Source organism: Lutibacter citreus (assembly GCF_003260195.1).
GTDB classification, from domain to species: domain Bacteria; phylum Bacteroidota; class Bacteroidia; order Flavobacteriales; family Flavobacteriaceae; genus Lutibacter; species Lutibacter citreus.
Map to the genome: position 1 here is coordinate 541,976 of NZ_QEIH01000003.1, position 20,559 is coordinate 562,534.

The following is a 20,559-nucleotide window of genomic DNA, read 5'->3' on the forward strand; positions in this document are numbered from 1 at the left end:
TGGGGTTACAAATTTTATTTTCTATATAAAGGATCTTTACCAATAGTCCCTTCTAAAGATTTTAAATATTCATTAGAATTTGCTTCCGTAAATAGTTTTTTTACACTATTTAATTTTTCTTCTAAATTCATTTCTTCAACTATATCTATATTTCTCGAATTTGAAATAAACGTTTCTAAATAATTAATTTGTTTTTGATAAAATTGAACATCTTTTTGTTGTTTTAAAATTAAACGTTCTTTATACCAATCACTATTTAAGATATAATCTCTGTCAAAATATGCTCTTAGTTCAGGATCACTAATTTCTTTTCCTTCATAATTTCCATAAGCCATAATATTTAATAGAATTTTTAAAGGTGGAATTGCCGCTTCTACACTGCCATCTTCAAAATAACGAACAGCTACTTTTTGTTGTGCTTCAACTATATTATTAATTCCATCAACAAAATCTTCCAACCCTTGCAATTCAGGTTTTAACATTTTCTCGTTAAATACAGCATTTGGCTCATCAAATAATCTATTTAAACATCTTAAAGAAAAAATACTTGTTATTCTATAACCTAAACGACTTGCTAAAATCTTATTTCCTTCATATTCAAAATCTTCCAATTTCTCTAACGCTCCATTTGCTATTAATGCTTCCGGATCTCTATCTTTAGGTTCTAAACGTGCCCAAATTTCTGGAATTAATAAACTAATATCGTGATCTACTTTATTATCCCCACCAACATAACCAGCGGCTGTACTAAACGCATTAGATTCAGTTAAAATATGTGACAACAACGCATTATTTAAATCGGTTGTTGGAGTTAACATATTAAAAGGTCCTTTAGTTAAAGCACCTTCTGAACCTGCTCCCGTGGTTGATGGTGATTTACCTGTAAGACTACAAATAAAATCCATAAATAATTCAGGAGTTTCTTGATAATGAATTGGATTATAAACGGCTAATGGTCTAATTCCTGCTTTTTTATCACTCGGATTATTTCTTCTTCCTGGTAAAACTGCGTTTACAACATTTATAACAGGATCTTCAGATTTAATTTTTCTATATAAGCGCACACCAATATCACCTAAATAACTATCTTCAGTTTCATTTAAAAAAATGTTACGTTCTAAATATCTTGGATTTTTAGTTGGTTCTCCATTTACAATTCTAGTATGAGATGGTAATGAAAAATACTCTTCATCATTTGGACTATTAACTATACTTAAAATTAAGTCTTTTACGGGCTTTGTATATTTATCAAAATTAATAGTGTCTTCATAAATCTCAATAGCATCTTTTTTTCTTAAAAGTTCATAGTTTGTTAAGAAAACATTGTTTGATACTAAATCACGTTCAGCACCTTCATCATAACCTCTTACAATGGCTTCATCTGGTCTTTGAAATAAATGACTTTCACAATTAGCTACTACTTTTAAACTTTTATTGGCATATTCAGGATTTAAACTTTTAAATCTATTTCTAGGCAATGTAATTGAAGCTGAAATATCATCTTCTAATTGTATTTTTTGACTTGCAGAAAAATCTGATCTCAATTTATTTAACAACCAGCGGCCTTCTGGGTTAAATCCAATTCTAACATAACTACCAACAACATCAGTATTAAAATATTTTAAACCAGTTCCTTTTTGCCCATTTACAATTTCAACAGACATACAATCTTTCCAATTTAAAGACTCGTGATCCTGGCGGTATAAACGTTTTACAAATAATATTAATGAACGAATATGAACCGGAATACTGCTCACAAACTCATTAAATTCATCAGAATTTTTTGATGAAGGTGTTAATAATTTTACTGCAGATCCTAAAGTTCTTCCTTTATCTAAAAATGATCTTGAAGGAGGTAAGCTAGCATCGTAATTTTTCCATCTTTTTGAATAATCATATTCAATTACTTCATCAGCTTTCTTAAAATCTTCATCAATATCTATAATGTTAAAAGCACTATATGTTATTGCATTTAACATAGATTTTGAAATCTCAGATTTTCCACCACCAGAAACCGTACAAGGTTTATGACAGAAAACACCTTCGGGAGAAGTATTTACAATTCTCCATAAAGAAATAGCTTTATGTTTTTCTAATTTAAACTTATTACCAGTTGGATGAATATATGTTTTATAAGGAGATAAAATTAACTTTTGCTCCTTATTATTATAGGTCCACGTTATACTATTTGTATTTGTATTTATATAGGCATTTTCAGGTATGTAAATTAAATTCGGATACTTTTTATCAACAGCATAATTTGCTGGGTTTATTTCAATTCTATCACCTAACAATGCTTTAACATCTTCAAAACTGAAACGATTTCCATATTTTTGTGAGAAAACTGAACCATCAACAATATCACCCATTACTCCTCTTGGAAATGCAATAGCACCACCAGAGTGTTCTTCTTCAACTAAACCAAATAAATTTGCAGAATAACTAATTTGTGTTTTAATTTCTTTTTTTGAATAACCAAAATAATTATCAGCAATTATAGTAACTACTACTCCTCTATCATCTCTACAGGTAACTTTAAAAGCACCACCATCATTATAAAGTTCATCTTCATTTTTCCAGCACATCCCTTCGCTTTTTTGACGGTCTGTTGCATTATCCCAATGAGGTAAACCAACATCTTTTTTCTTCAAGGTTTTTAACTGAGGCGCTAAAATTATACAACCTGTATGACCAGTCCAATGTTCTGTATCTAAAGCTGCATCATTGTGTGCTAAGTTAGGATCTCCTGCGTTTTCAAAAATTGATTCAACAAAATCTAAATTACTAACCAAACTACCTGGAGCGAAAAAACGAACTTCCATACTTTTTTTAGAAATAACACCTTTTACCTCTGGGCAAACCATTGGACGCATTAATAAAGAAACAATTACTTTTGCTTTTTCAACTTGATTGGCTGTAAATGGTAAGGTTTTTAGTTCTTCTGAAGGATTAAAGGCTGCATTTAAAAAATGAGCAAAAGCAATCTTAGGTACTTCTTTTTTATCTAAAGGCACTGGCAAATCTCCCTCAACAATATGAAAAGTACCTTTAGTAGTTCTCTTATCATTAATTGGATTATTTAAAATACCTTGTTTAATTCTGTGTGAAGTAATATTTTCACTTACAAAAGAATTACCATTTGGAGGTAAACTTATCTCTCTTGCGTGACCTTTTTGATTTAATATTAATGTGTTATTTGGTATTAAATAATCTTTATTAAATTCAATTTCTTTCAAATAATCATTTAAAAAATCTTGAATTCTTGAATCTGCTGGTGAAAGATATTGAGAAAGCAGTCTTGATTTTTCTCTAAAACCTGTAGTAAAAGAACTTGTTAACTCTTGAAGTTTTGGATTACAAAATTTTTCTTGATCATTTTCATTATCTTCAAATAATGGTTCTCCTAAAGAGGCCAATTGAAGGTTTATATATTGTACAGTATCTTTTCTAATTTGACTAATCTTCACCTCTTTTAAACTCATTATTATTTATATTTTTTATTTTAAATACCTGAAATATTCTTTAAATATTGTAAGAAAACTTATTATTTAAGTCTTTTTAAAAATTGGTTAACCAATTTAATTTCTGAAAAATAAGCATTTATAATGATATAATTATAAAACAATTAATTTTTTTTTAATATATCTATTTAATCACCTAATTATTACTGTATATTAAATAAAGTCTCCTTTTTAATATGCTTTTCTTATTATAAATTATAAAAATCTCTATTTTAACTGTTTTTAAATGAAAAAACTTACAATTCAATAATCAATAAATATTTCACTACTTAATAAACTAAATAGCTATAACTCATTTAATATATTGAACAAAAAAAAATCTCACATATGTAAGATTTTTTCTATTATATATTTTAACTGTATATTACTTAGCGATATTTACAGCTCTTGTTTCTCTAATTACTGTAACTCTAACCTGACCTGGATAAGTCATATCATTCTGAATTTTTTGAGAAATATTAAAAGATAATTCTGAAGCTTTAGCATCATTTACCTTTTCACTTTCAACAATTACACGTAGCTCTCTTCCTGCTTGAATAGCATATGCTTTTTGCACTCCGCTAAATCCAAATGCAATATCTTCTAAATCTTTTAAACGTTGTATATATGAGTCTAAAACTTGTCTTCTTGCTCCTGGTCTTGCTCCTGAAATAGCATCACATACTTGAATAATTGGTGCGATTAAAGTTTTCATCTCAATTTCATCATGGTGAGCTCCAATTGCATTACAAATTTCTGGGTTTTCATTATATTTTTCTGCCCATTGCATTCCTAATAATGCATGTGGTAATTCACTTTCTGTTTCTGGTACTTTACCAATATCATGCAATAATCCGGCACGTTTGGCTAGTTTAGCATTCAATCCTAATTCTGCAGCCATTAAACCACAAAGGTTTGCAACTTCCCTTGAGTGTTGTAATAAGTTTTGACCATAAGAAGAACGGTATTTCATTCTTCCAATTGTTTTTATTAGTTCAGGGTGTAAACCGTGAATTCCTAGATCTATAACAGTACGTTTACCAACTTCAATAATTTCTTGTTGTAATTGTTTTTCTGTTTTTTTAACAACTTCTTCAATTCTTGCAGGGTGAATTCTTCCATCAGTTACTAATTTATGCAAAGATAATCTTGCAATTTCACGTCTAACTGGGTCAAAACAAGATAATATTATTGCTTCTGGAGTATCATCTACTATAATTTCAACTCCTGTAGCAGCTTCTATTGCTCTAATATTTCGTCCTTCTCTACCTATAATTCTACCTTTAACATCGTCTGATTCTATATTAAATACAGACACACAGTTTTCAACAGTTTGTTCAACTCCTACCCTTTGAATAGTATTCAATATTACTTTTCTAGCTTCTTGCTGTGCTGTTAATTTAGCTTCCTCAATAGTATCTTGAATATGAGACATTGCATCAGATTTAGCTTCATCTTTTAAAGATTCAACCAATTTCTTTTTAGCATCTTCTGCAGACAATCCTGAGATTACTTCTAGATTTTCAACCTGTTTTCTGTGAAGTTTATCAACTTCATCTGTTCTTCTATCTAAATAATCTACCTTTTTATTAAACTCGTTAATTTTTCCGTTAACTTCCTGATTTAATTTTTTGTTCTTATCTAATTCTTGAGAAACTTGAGATTCTTTATCTCTAGTACGTTTCTCTGATTCTGCCATTTTTTTATCACGTGCAATAATTACTTTTTCATGTTCAGATTTTAATTCAATAAATTTCTCTTTTGCTTGTAAAATTTTATCTTTTTTTATTGCATCGGCTTCAATTTGTGCTTCTCTAATAAGTGATGAAGCTTCTTTTTTAGTATTTCTTAATATTTTAGTCGCCTTCTTTTTTTCCAAAGATTTAGCAATAACATAACCTATTGCTAATCCTAATCCTATGCCAATAATAATTGGCATTATATATTCTACCATATTTCAAATTTAGATATAAAAAAACCTACAATAGTTTGGTTATGTAAACTCCTTATAAGCAAGTTTAGGACTAACGTACTGGTCAAGAATCCGTGTAAAACGGCGTGCTTTAATAGTAACGACTCATCCTTTATAAAGATATAGTGTTGAGTTTAACAAACAATAACTAATGTAGGCAGTATTATTAATTAATTTATTTTTAAAGAACTTATTTATCTAAATGTTTATCAATTAAAACATTTAATTTATTAATTTTTTCTATTGCTTCGTTTAAATCTTCTTTCTCATTTATGGCATTAATTTCAATTAATGAAGCAAATTGAAGCGTACACATAGCCAAAACATCTTGTTTATCGCTAACCGCATAATTTTGCTCAAATTTATTCACTAAATCATTAATTTTTTTAGCAGCTTTACGCATCCCTTCCTCTTCATTTTCATTCTTTACTTTAAGAGGGTATACTCTACCTGCTATTGTTATTTTTATTTTTAGTGATTCCGCCATTTAAAAGATCTTATTCGCTTAATTGAAGTATACAATTATCAATTTCACGAATTAAAGCATTTATTTTGAGTTTTGTTTTTTTACTGTTTTCTTTACTGCCTTCTATAGTTTTAGCAATTTTTAGTGTTTGATATTTATTTTCAATTTCACTAATCTGTTGCTTATCTTCAGATATTTGATTTTCAAGAACGGCTATTTTATTATATAAAACCTCACTTTCTTCTTTCAAAAAATTATAATTTTCTAAAAGAACTTTGAGTTTCTTTTCAACTAAATTAACAACTCCAATAATTTCACTCATATACCTAAGAAGAATATAACTATAAGTACAAAGTTAGTATTAGTAAAGCAATATTACAACTGTTTTATACCATTTTAATAAATTCATTCATAAAAAAAACTAAAATGGTTGTTTTTTAAACTTTACAAAAAAATATTATTTAGTATTTTAGCAAAAACGATTAATGTGAAAAAATTTCTTATTCTTTTATTTGTATTAGTAAATTTCAGCGGTTTTAGCCAAGGTAATAGTAATTCTGAATCTATTTTCCCTGTAAATTACTTTAAAAAACCATTAAATATACCTCTAATACTATCGGGTACTTTTGGTGAATTACGATCTAATCATTTTCATTCTGGATTGGATATAAAAACATTAGGAAAAGAAGGTCTTAAAGTAACTACGGCTGCTGAAGGATATATTTCAAGAATTAAAGTTTCTGCCTGGGGATATGGAAAAGCCCTTTATATAACGCATCCAAATGGATATACATCTGTATATGCTCATTTGAAAAAATTTAACGATAAAATTGAAGCTTATGTTAAAAAACATCAGTATTCAAAAAAAAGTTTTGAAATCCAATTATTTCCGGGAGTAACAACTTTACCTATTAAAAAAGATGAAATCATTGCTTTTTCAGGTAATTCAGGAAGTTCAGGAGGACCACATTTACATTTTGAAATAAGAAATACCAAAACTGAAAAACCTATAAACCCAATGCTATTTGGGATTGATATAAGTGATGCTAAAAAACCTAGAATTAACACTTTAGTAGGCTATTCTCTTTCGGATAACGCTCATATTAATAAAATTTCAAAACCATCTCAAATAACTTTAATTCAATTAAAAGATGGTGGTTTAACTACTCCTAAAATAAAAGCTTACGGAAAAATTGGTTTTGGTATTAATGCTTATGATCAACTAGATGGCGCTTATAATAAAAATGGATTGTACAGTTTAACTATGCTTGTAAATGGTGAAAAAGTTCATGAATTTAATGCCGTATCATTTTCATTTGCAGAATCTAAATATATTAACCTATTAATTGATTATGAAAGGTACTCGAAGCTTTATCAACGTATTCAAAAATGCTTTATAGAACCATCAAATAAATTAAGTTTATACAAAAAATCTGATTCTAAAGGTTATATAACTGTTGAAGATGGATTAAATTATAACGTTGAAATAATTGCCAAAGATTTTAAAGGTAATAAACAAAAAATTACAATTCCTATTGAAGGTAAAAAAGACTCAATTTTAGTTAAAGACGAAATTATAAAAACACCTTATAAAATTAAATTTAGAGAGTTTAATAAATTTCAAAAAGATGAAATTACTGTTGCTTTTCCTAAATATACGTTTTATAAAGATTTGTTTTTAGATTTTGAAGTGAAAGATTCTTTAGTAAAAGTACACAGCCCAACGGTGCCGTTATCTAATTATTATACTTTAACTTTTAATGTTTCAAAGTATTCAGAAAAAGATAAAAAGTACATGTATATTGCATCCATAAATAAAAAAGGAACTACTAATTATGTAAAAACTATCAAAAAAAGTACTTCTTTTTACACTTCAACAAAATATTTAGGTAATTACACTTTACTTTTTGATAATAAAGAACCTAGTGTTAAATTAATAAACCTAAGAAATGAGCAATGGATTACTAGCTTTAATTCTATTAAAGTAAAAATAAGTGATTCTGAATCGGGAATTAAATCTTATAAAGGTGAAATTGATGGTGAGTGGATTTTAATGGAATATGATGCTAAGACAGATACATTAACGTATAATTTAAACGATAAGAAATTTACTGAAGCAAAACATAATCTAAAAGTAACTGTAATTGATAATGTTGGAAACGCGAAAACTTTAAGTGCAACTTTTTACCGTAAAAAATAAGCTGTACTTTGAAAAATTTCGTCCTATTATTAATACTCTTCTCTTCTTTTTTAATAACTGCTCAAACCGCTTCTATTAAAGGAATAATAAAAGATCACAACAAAAAACCAATTGAAGGTGTTACAATATCATCCCTAAACAACGGAACAATCTCTAATAATAAAGGAGAATATGAATTAACCGTTCAATCAAATAAAACAATTACCATTGTTTTTAAACATGTTGCATTTAACACATTAAAAAAGGAATTTTTTATTCCTAATAAGAAAACGCTAAGGTATTCTCCTTCTCTATCTTTTAGGGTTGAAAAAATAGATGAAGTAATTATTGAAAATCGTAAAAAAGATGCTGAAGGATTCATTTCAATTAATCCTGAAAATATTTCTAAAATCCCTGGAGCAAACCAAGGTGTTGAAAATATTTTAATGACACTACCTGGTGTAAATAATAATAATGAATTAAGTACTCAATATAATGTACGAGGTGGAAATTTTGATGAAAATTTAGTTTATGTTAATGGTATTGAAGTTTATAGGCCTTTTTTAGTAAGATCAGGCCAACAAGAAGGATTAAGTTTTGTTAATGGGTCTATGGTTCAAAATATAAATTTTTCTGCTGGTGGATTTCAAGCTAAATATGGAGATAAATTATCTTCTGTTTTAGATATTACATATAGAAAGCCAGAAAAATTTGCAACCAGTATAAATGCAAGTTTACTGGGTACTAGTTTAACTTTTGAAGGAATATCACCTAATAAAAAATTAAGTGCACTATTTGGTTTTAGATATAGAAATAATAGTTTGATTATTAATAGTAAAGATATTGAAACAAATTCCAATCCAAATTTTACAGATCTTCAAACGTTTTTAACCTATAATGCAAATGCTAAGCTAAAGTTTGAGTTTTTAGGAAATTTTACACTTAACAATTATAATTATTCCCCAGAAACAAGAAGAACAAGATTTGGTACTTTAAGCGATCCTTTAGAATTAATTGTACATTATGAAGGGCAGGAAAAAGATAAATTTAAAACTTTATTTGGTGCTGTTAAAAGCACTTATAGTATAAATGAAAAATTGGATTTAAGTCTATCGTCCTCTGCTTATAATGCAATAGAAGAAGAATACTATGATATTTTAGCCAGTTATAATATAGGTGAAGTAAATAATGATTTTGGATCTGAAGACTTTGGGGAAGTTGAATTTTCTGAAGGTATTGGATCTCAATTAAATCATGCAAGAAATGAAATTGACGCTTTAATAAGTAATATAGAGTTTAAGGGATCTTATAAAAAAGAAAATCATAAACTAGATTTTGGGATAAAATACCAATATGAAGATATTAAAGATAGAATTAAAGAGTGGGAAATAATTGATTCTGTTGGGTTTAATGTAAGACCACCAAATCAATATAACAACAACCAACCTTATGAGCCTTTTACGGGTGAAATAACACCATTTCAGTTAGTAAACGCAAAGAATAAATTAAAAATTGATAGGTTAGTTTGGTTTTCGCAATACAGTAATATTACTAATTTTAATAATAATAAATTATGGTATAACATTGGTATACGTTCTCATAACTGGAATGTTAGTGGAAATGATTTAGAAACTGTAAACAAAATAATTTACAGTTTAAGAGGTCAAATAGCAATTAAACCTGACTGGAAAAAAGATATGTTATTTCGATTTTCTGGAGGAATGTACAATCAACCTCCTTCATACAGAGAATTAAGGAATTCAGAAGGAGAAATAAATCCTTTAGTAGAGACTCAAAAGTCGTATCAAGTAGTTATTGGAAATGATTACAGCTTTAATATTTGGAACAGACCATTTAAGTTAATTTCTGAAATATATTATAAGAATTTATCAAATGTAAATACTTATACTGTTGATAATGTAAGGATTAGATATAAAGCCAATAATAATGCGAATGCATATGCTAAAGGAATAGATTTAAGATTAAATGGTGAATTTGTACCTGGTACCGAAAGTTGGGTAAGTATTGGCTATTTAAGAACTGAAGAGAATTACAATAATAATGGGTATATTTCTCGGCCAACAGATCAGCGATTTAAATTTGCTATGTTATTTCAGGATTATGTACCAAATATTCCTAAAATTAAAATGTATTTAAATTTGGTTTTCAATTCAGGGTTACCAGGTGGTGCCCCTTCTTATTCAGATACTTACCAATATCAAGGCAGATTAAACTCTTATAAAAGAGCAGATATAGGAATTTCTTATATATTAACAGATCAAAAACACAGAGGAAATCAGCAATGGTTAAAACCATTTAAAGAATTATCAATAGGTTTTGAGATTTACAATATGTTTGATGTTCAGAATTCTATTACAAATACATGGGTAAGGGACTTCTACTCCAAAAGGTTTTATGGAATACCAAACTACATGACACCTAGACTTTTAAATTTAAAATTGAATATGAAGTTTTAAAAAGAAGAAATTGCTAAAACCAATGTTTGAATTTATAAATTTTTGTTTCTATTAAAAAAGTTAGGCTGTTATTATAATTATTAACCTAACTTTAAATAAATTTAATAGATTATTTCTTAACCCAAAGATAAAACCTATATCAACAAAGATATTTAGCAATTTTCCTCATTGTAAATTTAACACTTAAGAAAATAATTTAAAATACTCAATTTGAGTAATTATAATTAATTGAATTTAAAATATTATTATAAGAATAAATTAAATGGATAATTTATTCATTTTTAACATTCCTACTAGCTCTCCAGTAGTTGAAATCTTCATTTTTTTAAGAATATTTCTTCTATGAGTATCAACAGTATTAGACGAAATGCACAATTTTTGCGCAATTTCTTTACTAGAATAATTTAAAACCAACAATCTTATAATATCTCGCTCTCTATTTGAAACTCCTTCAGTAAGTAATTTCTGAGAATAATTATTAAAAAATTTAGTTTCGTATTCATTATTATGGTTCAATAATTTTGCAGAAGCACATATATCCATTTTAATTTTAGAATCTAAGACGGCATAGTGAGCTAACCCTATAATAGGTTTTTGATCAGTATCAAATTCTAGTGGTGTTGTATTTTGAACAATATTTACATATTCATTATTAAAATTTTTAAATCGATAGTTCCAAGAGTAATTCATTTTACATCTATCTTCAATAGAAATTTCATTAATAGTAAATTTCATTAACTCATTTAAAGAACCTAGCCATAAATCAATATCTTCTGGATGAATTCTACTCCAAAAATATCTCATACCTTTATCTTTAAATATGTCTGGATTAAAACCGGTACAAGATTTAAAGTTTTTACTTATATATTCAAAAGAAAGAGATTGTGTATTTGTTACACAAAAAAAATTAGAACTAAATGGTAAAAAAGTATCTAGTTCAATTATCTTATCAATATGATTTCTTTCAAAATTATAACCATAGGAATCAAATATTTTAGAGTAGATTTTCTTTATTTTAGTTATCACCATAATTAAATAATAATTTGAAGAATTAAATAGCCATGTTCATATAAAACAACCTACTTAATTGATTAAGCATTACTTAAAAATAGTATTTTTTAACTAATTATCACTAAAATCATTTTTTATTAAAGTTAATACTGTTAATTATTCAATAATTTGGTTTGAATGATCTTTTGTTTTCACCTTTGAAATTACGTCTTCAATAATACCATTACCATCAATTACAAATGTAGTTCTATGGATGCCTTCATATTCTTTTCCCATAAATTTCTTTGGTCCCCAAACTCCAAAAGCATTAATTACTTCTTTATTTTCATCAGCCAATAATGGAAATGGTAAATTATTTTTATTTAAAAAATTTAACTGACGTTTAGCCGAATCTGCACTTACCCCTAATACATCATATCCTTTTGCAAGAAAACTTTGGTAATTATCTCTTAAATTACAAGCTTCTGCAGTGCAACCAGGAGTGCTAGCTTTAGGATAGAAAAATAACACCAGCTTCTTACCCTTATAATTAGATAATTTAATGATATTTCCTTCTTGGTCAAGTGCTTCAAAATTAGGAGCCTTATCCCCTATTACTAATGTTTTCATAATTTTTAATTTGTAGTTTAAAATCAAATTTAACAACTTTAAAAGATATAAACTAATTCCTTTTTCTTTTAATAAAACTATTTTTATCTTTCACCTCTAATAGCCACAATAATAGCACATGACAAAAAAAGAAAAAGTACAATTTGTTATTCAAACTTTAGAAAAATTATATCCTGAAGTTCCTATTCCCTTAGACCATAAAGATCCATATACATTATTAATTGCTGTTTTAATGTCGGCTCAAAGTACAGATATTGGTGTAAATAAAATTACTCCAATTTTATTTGCAAAAGCAGATAACCCTTATGATATGGTTAAACTAAGTGTTGAGGAAATTAGAGATATTATTAAACCTGTAGGATTATCACCAATGAAGTCCAAAGGTATTTATGGCTTATCAAAAATATTAATTGAAAAACACAAAGGAAATGTTCCTCAGAATTTTGAAGATTTAGAAGAATTACCTGCTGTAGGGCATAAAACAGCAAGCGTAGTTATGAGTCAAGCATTTGGTGTTCCAGCTTTTCCGGTAGACACACATATACATAGATTAATGTATAGATGGGGATTAACTACAGGTAAAAATGTTGTACAAACAGAAAAAGATGCCAAGCGCTTATTTCCAAAAGAGTTATGGAACAAATTACATTTACAAATAATATTTTATGGTAGAGAATATTCTCCAGCTAGAAATTGGAAAATTGAAAACGATATAATAACAAAAACTATTGGTAGAAAATCTTTATAAAATTAAAAAACCCATTTTATGGTTAGTAAAATGGGTTAAGAACATTAATTCAAATGTAATTCAATATAGTCGTTTTTGTTGGTTTTAACTACTCTTAATTGCTTAGAGTAATCAATCAAATATTGAATTATTTCGTTTCCAGGTTGCTCCATATTAGAAGCTTGTTTAGAGTAAAGTTTCATCATATAAAATTCGTTTGTTATAATTAAACGGAAAAACCTTACTTTTATTATTTAAAAAACTTAATTAATTAAAATCATATTATGTTTCTCTATTAATTTCCTCATATTTATAAGAGCATATCTCATTCTACCTAAAGCTGTATTAATACTAACATCAGTATTTTCAGCAATTTCTTTAAAGCTCATATCTTTATACATACGCATAATTAATACTTCTTTTTGATCGTCTGGAAGCTCTACAATTAATCCTTTTATATCCTCTAAAATCTGATCTTTAATTAATTGTTTTTCAACATTTAATACTTCATCACTAATAACACTAAATATATCAAATTCGTCAGTGTTTTTAAATGTTGGTATTCTTTTATTTCTTCTAAAATGATCAATTACCAAGTTGTGAGCTATTCGCATCACCCAAGGTAAAAACTTTCCTTCTTCATTATATTTACCTCTTTTTAAGGTGTTTATAACTTTAATGAAAGTATCTTGAAAGATGTCTTCAGCAACTTCTCTATCTAAAACTTTTGATAAGACAAAACTAAATATTCGTTGTTTATGACGAATAATTAATGTTTCTAATGATTTCTCATTTCCTTGTATATAGCTGCTAACTAAAACGCTATCGGCAATAACTTTACTATCCATAATTTAAATACGTTATAGGGGTTTAAATTGTATTTTTCTAAATTTTATAAAAAGTAATTGTGTGTTATAAGCGTTTTTTTTTAATTATTAATCAAATATGAGGTATATTTTTAACATTTACAAATTTATTATCTTAATAATATGTAAAAATTTAAAAGTAATGTTTAATAATGGTTATTAAATTCTCATTTATTGTCATTATCTTTGCGTTTATTCACTTTTTTCAACAGAAATGACAAAGAACATTGCAAGTCTAAACCCTAAAGAAAACATACTTATAAAAGGTGCCAAACTTCATAATTTAAAAAATATTGATGTTGCTATCCCTAGGAACAAACTTGTAGTAATTACTGGCTTATCTGGATCTGGTAAATCTAGTTTAGCTTTTGACACCCTTTTTGCCGAAGGACAAAGAAGATATGTTGAAAGTCTTTCTTCTTATGCTCGTCAATTTTTAGGAAGATTAAATAAACCAAAAGTTGATTATATAAAAGGTATTGCTCCAGCCATAGCAATTGAACAAAAAGTGAATTCTACCAACCCAAGATCTACGGTAGGAACTTCAACTGAAATTTATGATTATTTAAAACTATTATTTGCTAGAATTGGTAGAACCTACTCTCCTATTTCAGGAAATGAAGTAAAAAAACATACCGTTAGTGATGTAATAAAACATATTAAAACATTAGATCTTAAAACAAAATTATTGTTACTTTCTCCTGTTCAGATCCCTAAAGAAAGAAATGTACTACAAACTTTAAAAATCCTTGCTCAGCAAGGATACTCTAGAATAAAATACAAAGATCAAATTATAAGAATTGAAGAAATTAATGAAGAAATTGAACATGATTTTCAATTAGTTGTTGATAGAATTGTAGTAAAAGATGATGAGGATTTTTATAACAGACTAGGAGATGCTGTTCAAACTGCTTTTTTTGAAGGTAAAGGGACATGTATCATTGAAAATTTAAATACAAAAACTAATACTCTTTTTAATAATAAATTTGAATTAGATGGTATTACATTTTTAGAACCCAATACGCATTTTTTTAGTTTTAACAATCCATATGGCGCTTGCCCAAAATGTGAAGGCTATGGTAATGTTATTGGAATAGACAAAGATTTAGTAATTCCAAATAAATCCTTATCTATTTATGAAAATGCCATTTTACCTTGGAAATCAGATTCCTTTGGTTATTTTAAAGATAACCTAGTAACACATGCTTATAAATATGATATTCCAATTCATAAACCTTGGTTTGAGTTAAGCGAAGAGCAAAAAGAGCTTATTTGGAACGGTAATTCATCTTTTGAAGGCATTAATCAATTCTTTAAATTTCTAGAAGAACAAAGCTATAAAATTCAATATAGAGTAATGCTTTCTCGTTATCGTGGAAAAACAAAATGTTCGGTTTGTAATGGAAAAAGATTAAGAGAAGAATCTAGTTACGTTAAAATTAACAATAACAGTATAAGTGATTTAGTAGATTTACCTTTAAATGAACTAGCTACTTTTTTTAAAAATTTGAAGCTTGAAAAATTTGAAAAAGAAATAGCTAAAAGGCTACTAGTTGAAATTAATAATCGTATTCAGTTTTTAATTAATGTTGGTTTAAATTATTTAACACTTAACCGAACTTCAAACACGCTTTCAGGCGGGGAAAGTCAGCGTATAAATCTTGCAACATCTTTAGGAAGTAGTTTAGTAGGCTCCATGTATATTTTAGATGAACCAAGTATTGGTTTACATCCAAAAGATACTGAACGTTTAATAAAAGTATTAAAAGATTTACGAAATTTAGGAAACACAGTAATAGTTGTTGAACATGATGAAGATATTATGAAAGCAGCTGATATGATTATTGATATAGGTCCGGAAGCAGGAACTCTTGGTGGAAATATTGTGGCTGAAGGAACTTTTAAGGATATTTTAAAATCTGATTCATTAACAGCTCATTATTTAAATGGAGTTAAAAAAATTGAGATTCCAAAGAAAAGAAGAAGTATTAAAAGCTTTGTTGAGATTATAGGTGCTAGAGAAAACAATTTAAAAAACATTGATGTAAGATTTCCTTTAAACTGCTTAACCGTAGTAACGGGTGTCTCAGGAAGTGGAAAAAGCACGCTGGTAAGTAAAATTTTATTTCCTGCTATTCAAAAGAAAATTGGAGGTTATGGAGATAAGGCCGGTCAATATGTTGATATAAAAGGGGATTTTAAAACCATTGAACATATTGAATTTATAGATCAGAATCCCATTGGGCGTTCAAGTAGATCAAATCCTGTAACATATATTAAGGCTTATGATGATATTAGATCTTTATTTGCTTCAGAAAAATTATCTAAAATTCGTAATTACCAACCAAAACATTTTTCATTTAATGTAGAAGGTGGTCGTTGTGAAGTATGTAAAGGAGAAGGAGAAGTTACTATTGAAATGCAATTTATGGCTGATGTTCATTTAGAATGTGAAACTTGTAAAGGAAAACGTTTTAAAAAAGAAGTTCTTGAAGTGAAATTTCAAAATAAATCTATAAACGACGTTTTAAACTCAACAATTAATGATGCCATAGACTTTTTTAGACAATTTGGAGAAACAAAAATTGTAAGAAAATTACAACCATTACAAGATGTTGGATTGGGTTATGTAACATTAGGACAATCATCCTCTACATTATCAGGTGGTGAAGCACAAAGAATAAAGCTAGCCTCGTTTTTAGTTAAAGGTTCACGCCAAGAAAAATCTTTATTTATTTTTGATGAACCTACAACTGGTTTACATTTTCATGATATTAAGAAACTCTTAAAATCTTTTGATGCATTAATTGAAAACGGACATTCAATTATTGTAATTGAACATAATATAGATCTTATAAAATGTGCTGATTACATTATTGATTTAGGAAAAGAAGGTGGTAAAAATGGAGGTTCTTTACTTTTTCAGGGAGTTCCTGAAAAACTAATCTCTTGTAAGGATTCTTTTACCGCTCCTTATTTAGCTGAAAAATTAAATTAGTTATTTTTCTTCTATTTTACTTTGAGAATTTTCAAGAGTAGACAGTTTACTTTTTGCTAAAACAAAGTCTGGATATAAATTAATAGCTCTCATGAAACTTAATTTTGCGTCTCCTTCCTTATTTAGTTTTAGGTAAATAACACCTTCTAAATAAGCTATGGCAGCTTTTAAATCAACATCTTGATTGTAATTTTGATTAACTTTAAAATTAACTTTAATCGTTCCTGTATCTTCTAACGAATTTGCTTTTTTAATAGTAGTTAAAGCTTCTTCAAATTTGTTAGTTAAAATATATAATCCTGCTAGTTTATAGGCATGATAATTATTATTAGTTTTAGCAATTAAACTTGTGTATGATTCAATTGCTTTGCTATAAGCTCCCATTGATTCTAATGAAACAGCACCCATTTCTAACAATTCAATATTGTCTGGTTTATTTTTTAACACATCATTTACAACAAGAAAACAAGAAACATATTTAGCTCCATTAAAATATAGATAAGCTAAACTATCTTTATAAGAACTATTATCCCCTTCAATTGCAATAATATTATACATTGCTGAAGATGCCACCTCTTTATCATTATAACTTAGAGCTAATTTTAATTTTTGCTTCTGAAGCTCTAAATTATTTGAATTTTGTGCTATAGCTGTTGATGCCAACACAAAAGAAAGGATATAAAGTATATTTTTCATTATTCTGTTTTTTATTTCTGTAAAACTATAAAATTATTTGCTTCAATTCTAAAACTTATCTAAAAAATAAAGGATACAAAAAAAGGTCTGTAAAACAGACCTCTTATTTTTGGGTGGAAGACCGGATTCGAACCGGCGACCCTCGGTACCACAAACCGATGCTCTAACCAACTGAGCTACAACCACCATATTGCGGGTGCAAATTTAGTACATTTTTACAGTTTTCCAAACATTTTTTCAAAATAAATCATCTAATTTTTTAATAGCAACATAACGCTCTGAATTAAAGCCTTCTGCAAATTCACATCCAACGAGCCTTCCTAAATCTTGAGCTCTATATATTATACTGTCTAAAAAGTTTTTACTGGTAATTGGTGAAGTTGGTTCATTACTTTTTGGATCGTAAAATTGTGAACTATAAGCTTTTACAGAATCTAGTTTTAATTCAATTGTGTCACTTACGTCAATTACAAAATCTGGCTCAATATTTTTCCATTGAATATAATGATATACCTGTTTTGGTCTCCAAGCATCTTGTAATTCACCATTAACAATTGTTTCTATTTTTCGTAATCCAGATAAAAAACAGGCATCAGATGCTAATTTACTTCCTTTTGAATGATCAATATGTCTATCATCAATAGCGTTACATAATACTATTTCTGGTTTATATTTTCTTATAATTTTAATTACTTCCAACTGATGCTTCTTATCATTTATAAAGAAACCATCTGCAAAAGCTAAATTCTCTCTAACTTCCACTCCAAGTATTTTTGCCGAATTATTAGATTCTATATCTCTAATTTCTGCAGAACCTCTTGTTCCTAATTCTCCTCTTGTTAAATCAAGTATCCCTACTTTTTTCCCAGCCTTAATTTCTTTTGCAATTGTTCCTCCACATCCTAATTCTACATCATCTGGGTGTGCTCCTATTGCTAATATATCTAATTTCATAATCTAATATAGTACTTAAATTGAATAGCAAATATAGAATAATTTAAAGTTTCTATGGATTAATCATAAAGACTATGTTCTTTAAAATAAAATAGATGTTGATTTCCCTAACAAAAGGAAGCCTTCTCAATAAAAGGTGCGTTTTAATTAATAAATGGATAGTTTTTGTTGTTTGTTAGATAATAAGTTGTATATTTACAAAAAGAAAAATTAACCCCAATAATAATTCTTTAAATATAAGTTAATGGTATGGAGTTACTCTTAAAAATAGCTTTGTAACACAACTTATAATAAGAATAAATTAATTAGATGTGAATCTAAAACCCTAAATAACAACACAGTACTATAAGTGTTATTTATTAAAAGAAATTAAAACCCCAATTTATAGAACAACGGTTTCTTTTAATTAATAAAACGAAAAACCTCAAATAAAAAAATCACTCTATATAGGGTGATTTTTTTTGTTAACACTAATTAACATAGTTGTACATACAACTAATTTGGTGTTTGCTTATATTTGTTCAAATTTAGTTGAATGAATTTAGAAGAATCATTACTCCCTTGGATTGGTAAAACAGGTAAAATGCTGGGGACAGTAATTAATAATAGGTTTAAAGAAAAAAACATAAATTTAACTAGGGAACAATTTGTTGTTTTAAAAATATTATCTGATGATGATGGAAAAGCTCAACATGATTTAGCATTTATAACAGAATGTGATAAAACATCACTTTCTAGATTGATTTCAAACATGGAAAAAAGCAATTTTATTAAACGTATTCCTGCTAAAGAAGATAAAAGAATTAAGTATGTTTATCTTACTTCTACTGGTAAAAATGTATTTACAACTGCCCTACCCATTATTGAAGAAGCTATTCATTCATTTCAAAAAGGAATTTCAAAAGAAGAATTACAAATATCAATACGAACTATTAAAAAAATTCAATCAAACTTAAGTAAAGTACATTCATTTAAATTATGAGAAAAATAATTATAATTATAGCCAGCTTGTTATTTGTTGCTTTAGCCATTTTTGGTGGTATGGCAATAGCTAAAAACAACAACAAACCAAAACCAAAATTTAAAAAGGTAATAAAAACTGTATATACCCAAAAAATTGAAAATAAAGAAATACCAGTAATTATTACAACAAGTGGTAATTTATCAGCTAAAAATAAAATAGAATTATTCTCAGAGGTACAAGGTGTACTAAAAAAGACTTCAAAAGATTTTAAAGCAGGAACTCAGTATAATAAAAATGAAACTATATTGGCTATTAATAGCGATGAGTTTTATGCTAATTTAAAAGCTCAAAAAAGTAATTTAATTAATGCTATTACTGCCATTATGCCTGACATTCAATTAGATTTTCCTAATGAATACGAAAAATGGAAACAGTTTTTAAATAGTTTTGATATTAATAAAGCTACCCCTAAACTTCCGCAGATAAATTCAGAAAAAGAAAAGTATTTTATCTCTGGAAGAGGCATTAACACTAATTACTACAATGTAAAAAACTTAGAAGTAAAACTTGGTAAATATACATTAAGAGCTCCTTATAGTGGTATTTTAACTGAAGTATTAGTAACTGATGGTACATTGGTAAGAGTAGGACAGAAATTAGGCGAATTTATAGATCCTAGTGTTTTTGAATTAGAAGTAAATATTAATGAAGCCTATGCTAGCCTATTAAAAAAAGGAAATAAAGTAAAAGTATATAACCTTAATAAAACGCAAGAATGGATTGCTACTGTTATTAGAGTAAATGCAAAAGTAGATCAAACCACCCAAACAATTAAAACATACTTACAAATTAAAGGTGAAAATTTACGTGAAGGAATGTATTTGAATGCCGATTTAAAATCAAAATCCATTGAAAATGCCACAGAAATTTCTAGAAAATTATTGGTTAACGATTCTCAACTATTTATTGTTAAAGACTCTACCCTAAATTTAATTGATATAAATCCTGTTTACTTTACAAACAACACCGTAATTGTAAAAGGAATTGAAAATGAAACTACAATTTTAGCAAAAACATTGCCTGGAGCTTATTCAGGTATGAAAGTTAAAACTATTAAAATTCAAAATAAACAATAGTTTC

At 27.5% G+C, this 20,559-nt stretch carries 16 protein-coding genes, 1 tRNA gene and 1 other RNA gene; 6 read left to right on the plus strand and 12 right to left on the minus strand.

Translation table 11 applies throughout. The annotated features are described in order from the left end of the window. Window positions 1-14: 14 nt before the first annotated feature. The 5 genes from DAD81_RS08425 to DAD81_RS08445 all read right to left on the minus strand — a co-directional run bounded on the left by DAD81_RS08425 (window position 15) and on the right by DAD81_RS08445 (window position 6,260). A complete protein-coding gene (locus tag DAD81_RS08425) occupies window positions 15-3,482 on the minus strand; it encodes a hypothetical protein (RefSeq protein WP_245949199.1) in 3,468 nt (1,155 codons plus the stop codon). A gap of 403 nt (window positions 3,483-3,885) precedes the next feature. After that, a complete protein-coding gene (gene rny, locus DAD81_RS08430) occupies window positions 3,886-5,454 on the minus strand; it encodes a ribonuclease Y (protein ID WP_111707811.1) in 1,569 nt (522 codons plus the stop codon). A gap of 45 nt (window positions 5,455-5,499) precedes the next feature. Further along, a non-coding RNA gene (gene ssrS, locus DAD81_RS08435) (6S RNA) lies at window positions 5,500-5,606 on the minus strand. A gap of 56 nt (window positions 5,607-5,662) precedes the next feature. Next, entirely contained in the window at window positions 5,663-5,959 is a 297-nt protein-coding gene (locus tag DAD81_RS08440; protein ID WP_111707812.1) for a cell division protein ZapA, read from the minus strand. Between the two features lie 10 nt (window positions 5,960-5,969). Next, entirely contained in the window at window positions 5,970-6,260 is a 291-nt protein-coding gene (locus DAD81_RS08445; RefSeq protein ID WP_111707813.1) for a hypothetical protein, read from the minus strand. Between the two features lie 165 nt (window positions 6,261-6,425). Between DAD81_RS08445 and DAD81_RS08450 the strand changes: the two genes are divergently transcribed. Together DAD81_RS08450 and DAD81_RS08455 are read left to right on the plus strand one after the other, a co-directional pair. Then, a complete protein-coding gene (locus DAD81_RS08450) occupies window positions 6,426-8,138 on the plus strand; it encodes a M23 family metallopeptidase (protein WP_111707938.1) in 1,713 nt (570 codons plus the stop codon). A gap of 8 nt (window positions 8,139-8,146) precedes the next feature. Next, the gene (locus tag DAD81_RS08455; RefSeq protein ID WP_111707814.1) at window positions 8,147-10,594 is read left to right on the plus strand and encodes a TonB-dependent receptor; all 2,448 of its coding nucleotides are present in this window, start codon (window positions 8,147-8,149) and stop codon (window positions 10,592-10,594) included. A 258-nt stretch (window positions 10,595-10,852) separates the two neighbouring features. On the opposite strand, the gene DAD81_RS08460 is transcribed toward DAD81_RS08455, so the two are convergent. Together DAD81_RS08460 and bcp are read right to left on the minus strand one after the other, a co-directional pair. After that, window positions 10,853-11,623, minus strand: coding sequence for a helix-turn-helix domain-containing protein (locus DAD81_RS08460; protein ID WP_111707815.1), 771 nt, complete (start codon window positions 11,621-11,623; stop codon window positions 10,853-10,855). A 138-nt stretch (window positions 11,624-11,761) separates the two neighbouring features. After that, window positions 11,762-12,214, minus strand: a complete 453-nt coding sequence (gene bcp / locus DAD81_RS08465; protein WP_111707816.1) for a thioredoxin-dependent thiol peroxidase — start codon at window positions 12,212-12,214, stop codon at window positions 11,762-11,764. 118 nt (window positions 12,215-12,332) lie between these two features. On the opposite strand from bcp, the gene DAD81_RS08470 reads away from it, so the two are divergent. After that, entirely contained in the window at window positions 12,333-12,962 is a 630-nt protein-coding gene (locus DAD81_RS08470; RefSeq protein ID WP_111707817.1) for an endonuclease III domain-containing protein, read from the plus strand. Between the two features lie 44 nt (window positions 12,963-13,006). Here the strand turns inward: DAD81_RS08470 and DAD81_RS20705 are convergent, their stop codons facing one another. After that, complete coding sequence (locus DAD81_RS20705; protein WP_157961107.1) at window positions 13,007-13,147, minus strand: hypothetical protein; 141 nt, start codon at window positions 13,145-13,147, stop codon at window positions 13,007-13,009. A 57-nt stretch (window positions 13,148-13,204) separates the two neighbouring features. Then, window positions 13,205-13,789 carry an RNA polymerase sigma factor gene (locus DAD81_RS08475; RefSeq protein WP_111707818.1) on the minus strand — a complete coding sequence of 195 codons (585 nt, stop codon included), beginning with the start codon at window positions 13,787-13,789 and terminating at the stop codon, window positions 13,205-13,207. Window positions 13,790-14,021: 232 nt separating this feature from the next. Here DAD81_RS08475 and uvrA point away from each other — a divergent pair, with 232 nt between their 5' ends. Further along, window positions 14,022-16,805 (plus strand): excinuclease ABC subunit UvrA, encoded by a 2,784-nt coding sequence (gene uvrA / locus DAD81_RS08480; RefSeq protein ID WP_111707819.1) that lies wholly within the window; start codon window positions 14,022-14,024, stop codon window positions 16,803-16,805. Here uvrA and DAD81_RS08485 read toward each other — a convergent pair whose 3' ends face one another. The 3 genes from DAD81_RS08485 to bshB1 form a co-directional block, all read right to left on the minus strand. Next, window positions 16,806-17,501 (minus strand): tetratricopeptide repeat protein, encoded by a 696-nt coding sequence (locus DAD81_RS08485; protein ID WP_111707820.1) that lies wholly within the window; start codon window positions 17,499-17,501, stop codon window positions 16,806-16,808. Between the two features lie 111 nt (window positions 17,502-17,612). Further along, window positions 17,613-17,688 (minus strand) — tRNA-His (locus tag DAD81_RS08490). A gap of 50 nt (window positions 17,689-17,738) precedes the next feature. After that, complete coding sequence (gene bshB1 / locus DAD81_RS08495) at window positions 17,739-18,455, minus strand: bacillithiol biosynthesis deacetylase BshB1 (protein WP_111707821.1); 717 nt, start codon at window positions 18,453-18,455, stop codon at window positions 17,739-17,741. A 535-nt stretch (window positions 18,456-18,990) separates the two neighbouring features. Here bshB1 and DAD81_RS08500 point away from each other — a divergent pair. Together DAD81_RS08500 and DAD81_RS08505 are read left to right on the plus strand one after the other, a co-directional pair. Beyond that, window positions 18,991-19,437, plus strand: coding sequence for a MarR family winged helix-turn-helix transcriptional regulator (locus DAD81_RS08500; protein WP_111707822.1), 447 nt, complete (start codon window positions 18,991-18,993; stop codon window positions 19,435-19,437). Then, window positions 19,434-20,555 (plus strand): efflux RND transporter periplasmic adaptor subunit, encoded by a 1,122-nt coding sequence (locus DAD81_RS08505; protein WP_111707823.1) that lies wholly within the window; start codon window positions 19,434-19,436, stop codon window positions 20,553-20,555. The genes DAD81_RS08500 and DAD81_RS08505 overlap by 4 nt, the downstream gene beginning before the upstream one ends. Window positions 20,556-20,559: the final 4 nt, after the last annotated feature.